This window comes from Kribbella sp. (assembly GCF_035687465.1).
Lineage (GTDB): Bacteria > Actinomycetota > Actinomycetes > Propionibacteriales > Kribbellaceae > Kribbella.
In genome coordinates this window covers 1-8,172 of sequence record NZ_DASRXP010000098.1, presented here as the reverse complement: position 1 = coordinate 8,172, position 8,172 = coordinate 1, and the positions used below count along the sequence as shown (strand labels likewise).

9 protein-coding genes are annotated in these 8,172 nt (G+C 67.0%); 5 read left to right on the top strand and 4 right to left on the bottom strand.

The window, feature by feature from the left end; genetic code table 11:
• On the bottom strand, positions 1–1,800 hold a 1,800-nt coding region (locus VFG33_RS04960; RefSeq protein ID WP_325022849.1), incomplete at its 3' end, for a pectate lyase-like domain-containing protein.
• Positions 1,801–2,091: 291 nt separating this feature from the next.
• On the opposite strand from VFG33_RS04960, the gene VFG33_RS04955 reads away from it, so the two are divergent.
• From VFG33_RS04955 to VFG33_RS04940, 4 genes are read left to right on the top strand one after another with little or no spacing between them, the layout of a single operon-like run.
• Positions 2,092–3,003 carry an NAD(P)-dependent oxidoreductase gene (locus VFG33_RS04955; protein ID WP_325022847.1) on the top strand — a complete coding sequence of 304 codons (912 nt, stop codon included), beginning with the start codon at positions 2,092–2,094 and terminating at the stop codon, positions 3,001–3,003.
• A 5-nt stretch (positions 3,004–3,008) separates the two neighbouring features.
• The gene (locus tag VFG33_RS04950) at positions 3,009–3,185 is read left to right on the top strand and encodes a hypothetical protein (RefSeq protein WP_325022845.1); all 177 of its coding nucleotides are present in this window, start codon (positions 3,009–3,011) and stop codon (positions 3,183–3,185) included.
• Between the two features lie 10 nt (positions 3,186–3,195).
• A complete protein-coding gene (locus tag VFG33_RS04945) occupies positions 3,196–3,915 on the top strand; it encodes a hypothetical protein (RefSeq protein WP_325022843.1) in 720 nt (239 codons plus the stop codon).
• Positions 3,912–4,154 (top strand): hypothetical protein, encoded by a 243-nt coding sequence (locus tag VFG33_RS04940; protein WP_325022841.1) that lies wholly within the window; start codon positions 3,912–3,914, stop codon positions 4,152–4,154. The genes VFG33_RS04945 and VFG33_RS04940 overlap by 4 nt, the downstream gene beginning before the upstream one ends.
• Positions 4,155–4,163: 9 nt before the next feature.
• Here VFG33_RS04940 and VFG33_RS04935 read toward each other — a convergent pair whose 3' ends face one another.
• The 3 genes from VFG33_RS04935 to glnA form a co-directional block, all read right to left on the bottom strand.
• Positions 4,164–5,072: a peptidoglycan recognition protein family protein gene (locus tag VFG33_RS04935; protein ID WP_325022839.1), complete on the bottom strand. Its 909-nt coding sequence runs from the start codon at positions 5,070–5,072 to the stop codon at positions 4,164–4,166.
• Positions 5,073–5,281: 209 nt separating this feature from the next.
• Positions 5,282–5,896, bottom strand: a complete 615-nt coding sequence (locus VFG33_RS04930; protein WP_325022837.1) for a dihydrofolate reductase family protein — start codon at positions 5,894–5,896, stop codon at positions 5,282–5,284.
• 187 nt (positions 5,897–6,083) lie between these two features.
• Positions 6,084–7,508, bottom strand: coding sequence for a type I glutamate--ammonia ligase (gene glnA, locus VFG33_RS04925; RefSeq protein ID WP_325022836.1), 1,425 nt, complete (start codon positions 7,506–7,508; stop codon positions 6,084–6,086).
• Positions 7,509–7,711: 203 nt separating this feature from the next.
• On the opposite strand from glnA, the gene VFG33_RS04920 reads away from it, so the two are divergent.
• The coding region (locus tag VFG33_RS04920; RefSeq protein WP_325022835.1) for an RDD family protein at positions 7,712–8,172 on the top strand (461 nt) is incomplete at its 3' end.

The window sequence follows — 8,172 nt, the reverse complement described above, 5'->3', positions numbered from 1 at the left end:
CCACCCGACGCCGTCGCGGTGGTCGCCCCGCCACAACCAGGCGTGGTCGAGGATCACGTTGTCGCTGTTGATCCGCAGTGTCTCGGTCGCCTTGCCGACGGCGGAACCGCCGATCCGGAAGTAGACGTCGTGCAGCGAGGTCGGGTTGGCCGAGTGGTTCGCCGACGACCCGGTCGGGCCGATCTCCATCAGCAGCGGCGAGTTCGTCGGCGCGGCGTCGATCAGCAGCCCGGCGATCTTCACGCCGTCCACGTCGGCGACTGAGATCGAGGTGGTCCCGCTGGTCGGCATCAGCGTCGCCAGGCCAAGGCCCAGGACGACGGTGTTGGCTCGGGTGACCCGCAACGTGTCGCTGAGCCGATAGACACCCGGGGTGAACAGCAGGTCCTTGCCGGCGGCAAGTTGCGCGTTGATCGTGGCCGCGGTCGCGCCAGGCTTCACGATGTAGAACTGGCTGATCGGCAGGGACTGTCCGGCCGGGTTACCGCCGGTCCAGCTCGGACCGGCCGAGTTCGTCCGCACGGCCGGCACGAACACCTGGTAGTTGCCTGCGGCATCGATGTAGAGGTACGGCTTCTCCCGGATCACCGGGGTCTGCGCGACCTTCGTGTACGGCGGGTTCGGGAAGCTGCCGGCCGGGGCGTTCTGCGCGCCGACGAACACCATGTTCCAGTTCTGCCCGGTCCAGCTGCCCCAGTTGGTGTTGCGGGACAGCCATTGCTGCTGGCTACCCGACCGCACCTGACCGTCGACGAGCGTGTCCGCCATGAAACCGCCGCTGGCCCAGCCGCCGTCGTCCAGCGCCAGGTTGCCCTTCAGATGCATCCGCCGGTACGCCGACGCCTGCGAAACCGCCCACCGGTCGAGCCCACCAGGCGGGGTGACGGTCAGGCCTTCCGCGCCACGCCAGAAGTTGTGGGTCGCGTTCTGCGGCGGGAACCAGTCGGCCTCGACGTGCACGGCTCCGTTGATGTTCACGCTGTCCGGGGTCAGGCCGAGTCCCGCGACCTGGGTGAAGAACCCGACGTTGGCGCTGACGTTGTAGGTGCCGGGCTTGAAGAGCAACGCGTACCGCTGCTCGCCGTACTGGTTGGTCTCCTGCTGGCTGAAGACCGAGTTCAGCTTGCTCTGGATCGAGCTGGCCGACATCGTCGGGTCGAAGATCGAGACGTTCGGGCCGAGGTCGGGCTGGCCCGCCGGCGGCTCGGTCGGGGGAGTGCCGTCCACAGGGTTGATCCTGAACGATTGGGCAGCAGTGCCGTTGCACGTGTACTGCTGGAGTTGGACGCCGTCCGCGGTCGAGGCGCCGGGGACGTCCAGGCACTTGCCGCTGTTGCGGTTGACGAGGTGGTACGCGCCGTCGGCCTCCTCGACCGGCTGCCACTGCTGGTTGTTGCCGCTGGCATAGGACCAGAGCTGGATCAGGCCGCCGTCGGCCGTGGAGACGTTGGTGACGTCCAGGACCTGGGCTGCGTTGCTGAACGCGTTGACCCGGACGTAGCCGTTCGTGGTCGGCTGGAACTGCCACTGCTGGGCGGCCGAACTGTTGCAGGCCTGCTGCTGGGCGGCCGTGCCGTTGGCGGTGGCGGCGGCCCGCGCGTCGACGCACTTGCTGCTGTTCTTGCTCACCACGGTGTTCCAGCCGGTCGGCGAGATCGCCGCGCTCGCGTCGTTGGACGAGACCACGGTCAGCACGGTCGCGGTCACCGTGGCGACGAGAGCCACGGCGATCGCAACGAACCTCCGGCTGCGGACCCGTGGCGCTCGTGGTGGCGGACGGAGTGGGGCGACTCCAGTCATCTGACTCTCCTCTGAAGTTGTGCATCGGGGCGGGCGGCGTCCGAGCGCGCGGGAATGCGCATTCGGACGACGGTCCTAAGGAAAGCTAACTTCGTTACTTAATTCAAGAGTGGGATGAAGTACGGCGACGTTTCGGAACCGCTTCCGGTTCTCACCAGAGGCGGCCGCTAGCCGGAGCTGGGGATCCCGGGTAGCCGCAATGTGTGCTGGTGGGGGCGCCGACATGCTGGAAGCCACATGAGCTTGGCCGCGTCGGGGCGGCCGGTGAACCGGAGCTTGGAAGGGGCCGTGATGGCAGGGAATTGCACGGGGGACCGGGCGATCGCGGTGCTCGGGACCGGGATCATGGGGTCTGCGATTGCGCGGAACCTGGTCGCCGCAGGCCGTAGTACCAGGGTGTGGGATCGGTCGGCGGAGGTGACCGGCGCGCTCGGCGAGGCCGGTGCGGTGGTCGCGGCGTCGGCGCCGGACGCGGTCCGGAACGCCTGCGTGGTGATCACGATGCTCCCCACTGCCGATGCGCTGGAAGCAGTGATGTTCGACGGTGGTGTGATCGACGCGCTCGCCGACGGAGCTGTCTGGGTTCAGATGGGCACGGTTGGCGTCGAGGCGACTCTGCGGTTCAGGGACTGGCTCGCCACGCGCCGGCCCGGCGTACTGTTCGTCGACGCTCCGGTGTCGGGCAGCAAGGGACCGGCCGAGCAGGGGCAACTGTTGATCCTGGCCGCGGGGCCGACGACGGCTACTGCCGCTGTGCAGCCGGTGTTCGACGTCATCGGGCGCAAGACCGTCTGGCTCGGTGAGGCCGGCAAGGGCAGCCAGGTGAAGCTGGTCGTCAACGCCTACATGTCCATTCTGATCGAGGGTGTGGCGGAGACGATGGAGCTCGCCGATCGCCTCGACATCAGTCACCAGCAACTCGCCGACGTGATCGAGGGCGGACCGCTGGACGCCCCGATCGCCGACGCCAAGTTCCACAAGATGGACCGGCGTGACTTCGCCGCCGAGTTCCCGCTCGAGTGGGCGTTGAAGGACGTCGACCTCGCGATCGGGGTCGGACATGGCGAGAGCTTGCCGCTCCTGGCCGCGCTTTCCGGACAGTGGCACACAGCCGTTGCCGCGGGCCACGGTCGCCAGGACGTCAGCGCGGCTCGCCTGGCACTCGGCGCAGTCGCCAACCCGCATCGCAGCCACAGGGACTAAGAGGGGTGAGGACGTTGCAGATCAGGATCGTCAAACAGCGCCGGACTTCCGGCAGCCGCCGAGAGGTCCAACGGGAGCTCCCGCTGGATCCCCGGGACCAGGATGTCCTGGCCGCCAAACGGCTGGCGCGTCGGCGTCGGTTGCAGTTCGACGGAGACGGTCTGTCGCCGGACGCGGCCTGAAGGTGTCGTCGTGACCCCTTCCTCCGTCTTCGTCACCACGTTCCTCGCCGCGGCCGTCGAGGTCATCGAGATGGTGATCATCGTGGTCGGCGTCGGTACCGTGCGCGGCTGGCGGTCGACCTGGCTTGGCAGCATCGCCGGCCTGGCCGTACTCGTAGTACTGGTGTTGGGATTCGGCACGGCACTGACGCTCGTTCCGATCGGCGCGTTGCGGCTGGTGGTCGGAGCGCTGCTGCTGGTGTTCGGCCTGCAGTGGCTCAAGAAGGGGATCCGGCGGGTCAGCGTCAACGGATTCCGTGGCATGGGCACCCGTACAGCGTCTGCCGACGGCATCCCCGATCAGGGCGTGGACTGGACCGCGTTCGTCCTGGCCTTCAAGGGCGTGTTGCTTGAGGGCCTGGAGATCACGCTGATCGTCATCAGCTTCGGGGCGACGGCACAAGCGATTCCGATCGCTGCGCTGGGGGCGCTCGTCGCTCTTGTGGTTGTCGGAGGCGCGGGACTGCTTGCTCGTGGGGTAGTCGAGCGCATCCCGCGCAGCGCCCTGCAGTTGCTTGTGGGGACGCTGTTGTCGAGCTTCGGAACCTTCTGGGCGGTGGAAGGGCTCGGCGTCGACTGGCCGGGTGGGGACGCGGCGATCCTCGCGCTAGTGGCCTGGTACGTGCTCGCCGCGGCCGGCTACATCGGGCTGCTGCGGGCCGGCAGGCTCGTTGCGCAGGAGGCGAGGTGAGCGCCGTGACGCCTGCGTGGGTTGAGCGACTGCCGACCCGGATCCTTGGTTGGCTCAAGGCGTTCGGGAAGTTCTGGTACCGCTTCATCATCGGCGACGACTGGACCGTTGCCGCGACGGTCGCGGTCGCCCTGGTGGTGACTTGGCTGCTGCATACGGCGTCAGTGGAGGCGTGGTGGTTGCCGCCGCTGGCCGCGGTCGCCGTGGTCGGAGTGAGCCTTCGCCGCGTCGGCCGGTAAGTCTCCAGCTCAGTCTTTGGGCGGCTCCACCGGGTCTACGGGGTCAGCTGGGTCTGCAGGGTCGGCTGGGTCTGCAGGGTCGGCAGGATCGGTCGGGTCCACGGGGTCGGCCGGGTCGAGTGGGGGGATGTCGACCGCGTTGGGGAGGGCAGCGAGGATGGCATTGAACCGGCGGACGTAGTCGCCGTACCGCGCGCGCTCCTGGTCCATCAGGGCCTGCACCCGGTTCGCCAGGTCGGCGTACCGCTGCGCCTCGGCGGTCTGGAACTTCCTCAGCTCGGCGAGCACTTCTTCGGCGTTGGCCATGTCATCTCCATCGGGTCCAGCCCGCAGTACTGCGGCCAGGTCGGTGCGGAACTTGTTCATCGGGCAATGGCCCGGATCGCTCTTGCGGGTGGTGTGCTCGCGATGGCCGATGACGGACAGCGCGGTCCACCCGTAGAAGTCGCAGATCGCCGCGGCGTGCAGCAGCGCAGTACGGTAACCGGCCGCAGTGATCGCCCTGGCGCCGTCGTACCGGATCTCGTTGCCGTAGTAGAACTGGTTGCCGTTGATGCTGTCCGGCCCAGGCTTCAACTCCACCTGAAAACCGCGGTAGTCCTCGGCGATGACCCGGTTCAACGTGTTCAGCGAACCCGCGCCGGCGTGGTTGGCGCGGCCCGAGGCGCCGAGGTGCAGGTCGCCGTCCATGTCGGTCGCGACGTGGCACAACGGTCCCGGAATGCCCTCCTCGGGCCGGCCACGGACGAACAGGAAGTTCAGGTAGTCGTCGGTCTGCGACATGCTGCCCGTGTGGTGGATCATGATCCCGCGCGCCTCGGTGATCCCACCCGGCCTGCCACGGGTCCGCCAGCCTGGGTACTCCCGGAACCGCACCTTCCATTTCCGCAGTGCGGCCAGTGTCTGGTCAGGGGTCATCGGCCTGGCCAAGGGTCAGCTCCTCACATCGTCCGCTTCCCGGCGCACGCTCCGGCAGGGTAATGGCGGCCCTACTGTCGGTAATTGCCCGAACACGCCCCGGATAAACCCCCGTACGGCGATTCATCCAGCAGACCCCAGAACCTACCCACTCCCGACACCGCAGGTCGAGACATTCTGACAATCCGTCACCAGATCCACAGGAACCGCTATTCGGGGCGGCGAGTCGGCGCGTAGGTGACCACCATCGCGCCACCCGCGAACGTCTCGACACCGACGAGTTGGAGATCCGTACGACCCGACAGGTTCTCGAACAAGCGCCTGCCCTCCTGCACGATGACCGGGTGAATGATGATCCGATACTCGTCGACCAGCCCGGCATTCGTGAGGGATTGGACCAGGACAGGGCTGCCGAACGTGATGATGTCGCCGCCGTCACCCTTCTTCAGTTCTTTGATCTGCTCGTCGACGTCGGCACCGGTGATTTGTGTCGGTGGCTCGAACTCGCCCCACTCGAGGCTCTCCAGCGGATGCCTTCCGGTCACGACGAGCTTCAGGGCTGTGTTGACCTTTTCTCCGATCCGGAGGGCGACCTCAGACGTATCTGGCCATTCCTTGACCTTCGGCCACTTCCTCACCAGGTCTTCGTAGGTGCCGCGCCCGAGCAGGATGGTGTCGACGCCGTCCAGGGAAATCAGGAACGTGTCCAGAGAATCTTCGATGCCGGGCTGCGCCCATTGGCCGAAGTCGGTCTCGTCACCGGACGGTGGCCCGGTGACGATGTTGTTGGCCGTGCTGTGAATGGAGACGATGAGCTTGCGCATGATCGCTGACCTTTCCTGGTTCGCCACGCTGAACCGAGGATCGCTGCCCCACCAGAGGTTCACATCCGCTGTGAGGCGTGACCTCGAATACCACGGCTGAGGTATGCATGCCGGAGTGTTCTGTGCTATGGGCAGGCAAAACGGCGGCCGACCCCGAGGGGACCGGCCGCCGTTGTTGTTGAACAGATCAGACGTCGTAGTACAGCTCGAACTCGTGCGGGTGGGGGCGGAGCTGGATCGGGAGGATCTCGGACTCGCGCTTGAGGTCGATCCAGGTCTCGATCAGGTCGGAGGTGAAGACGTCACCCTCGAGCAGGAACTCGTGGTCGGCCTCGAGGGAGTCGATCACGGCCGGCAGCGAGGTCGGGACCTGCGCGACGGACGCGTGCTCCTCCGGCGGCAGCTCGTAGAGGTCCTTGTCGATCGGGTCGGCGGGCTCGATCTTGTTGCGGATACCGTCCAGGCCGGCCAGCAGCTGGGCCGAGAAGGCCAGGTACGGGTTCGACGACGGGTCCGGGCAGCGGAACTCGATCCGCTTGGCCTTCGGGTTGGAGCCGGTGATCGGGATCCGGATGCAGGCCGAGCGGTTGCGCTGCGAGTAGACCAGGTTGACCGGCGCCTCGAAGCCCGGCACCAGGCGGTGGTAGGAGTTCACCGTCGGGTTGGTGAACGCCAGCAGCGACGGTGCGTGCTTCAGGATGCCGCCGATGTACCAGCGGGCGATGTCCGAGAGCCCGCCGTAGCCGGCCTCGTCGTAGAACAGCGGGTTGCCGCCGCTCCACAGCGACTGGTGGCAGTGCATCCCCGAGCCGTTGTCACCGAAGATCGGCTTCGGCATGAAGGTCGCGGTCTTGCCGGCGTCCCAGGCGGTGTTCTTGACGATGTACTTGAACTTCATCAGGTCGTCCGCCGCGGTGAGCAGCGTGTCGAAGCGGTAGTTGATCTCCGCCTGACCCGCGGTCCCGACCTCGTGGTGGGCGCGCTCGACGCTCAGGCCGCTGATCTCGAGGTGCTTGGTGATGTCGTTGCGCAGGTCGGCGAAGTGGTCGACCGGGGGCGCCGGGAAGTAGCCACCCTTGTAGCGGACCTTGTAGCCACGGTTGCCACCCTCCTCGACCCGGCCGGTGTTCCAGGCGCCGGCGACGGAGTCGATGTGGTAGTAGCTCTCGTTCTGCTTGGTCTCGAACCGTACGTCGTCGAAGACGTAGAACTCGGCCTCGGGCGCGAAGAAGGCGGTGTCGGCGATGCCGGTCGACTTCAGGTACTCCTGCGCCTTGCGGGCGATGTTGCGCGGGTCGCGGCTGTAGGCCTCGCCGGTCAGCGGGTCGTGCACGAAGAAGTTGACGATCAGCGTCTTGTCCCGGCGGAACGGGTCGATGTACGCGGTGGTCGGGTCCGGCAGCAGGGACATGTCCGACTCGTGGATCTGCTGGAAGCCCCGGATCGACGAGCCGTCGAACTGGAGGCCGTCCTCGAAGACCTCGGGACCGAACGATCCGACCGGGACGGTGAAGTGCTGCATGATGCCCGGAAGGTCACAGAAGCGGACATCGATGAACGCCACGCCCTCGTCTTTGACGTAGGCGAGCAGCTCCTCAGCGCTGGAAAACATACATACTCCTCGGGGTGGCTCAGAGATTCTTCTGAACGTAGGCCCTGCCCATTACTCGGCAATGACCCCAATGTTTCGCGGATGTTACGCCCAGCGTGTCCGCGCTGACCCACTGGAAGCGGGCGGGAGGGGTAGTGAGATCCCGCCACAGCCGACTGGGACTGACTCTAGCGGTCCGGAGCCCGCTGGGTAGCCTCATCCCCATGGCTTCTTCTGCGCAGTCCGGGGCGGGACCCACCGAGGAGTTCCGGTTTCCGGGCAACCGGCTCGGGCTGCCGGAGGACGGTCCCGGCTCGGTGGCGGGCTGGGGGCGCCGGCTGCTGGCGTTGTTGGTCGACTGGCTCATCGCCGGCCTGATCGCGTCGGCGATCACCGGCAAGCCGATGTGGGCCGGCGGCAACGACTACAACACGGCCCACCTGGTGGCGTTCTTCGCGATGACAGCCATCCTGACCGGCCTCGGCGGCGCCACCATCGGCCACCGCCTCTGCGGGCTGCGGGTGATCCGCACCGAACCAGGCGGCACCGGTTACGCGGCCCAGGTAGGTCTCCTGGGCGGCGCGATCCGGGCCCTGCTGATCTGCCTCCTGATCCCGCCGATCGTCTACGACCGCGACCGCAGAGGCCTCCACGACAAGGCCGCCATGACCGTCGTCGTCCGCCG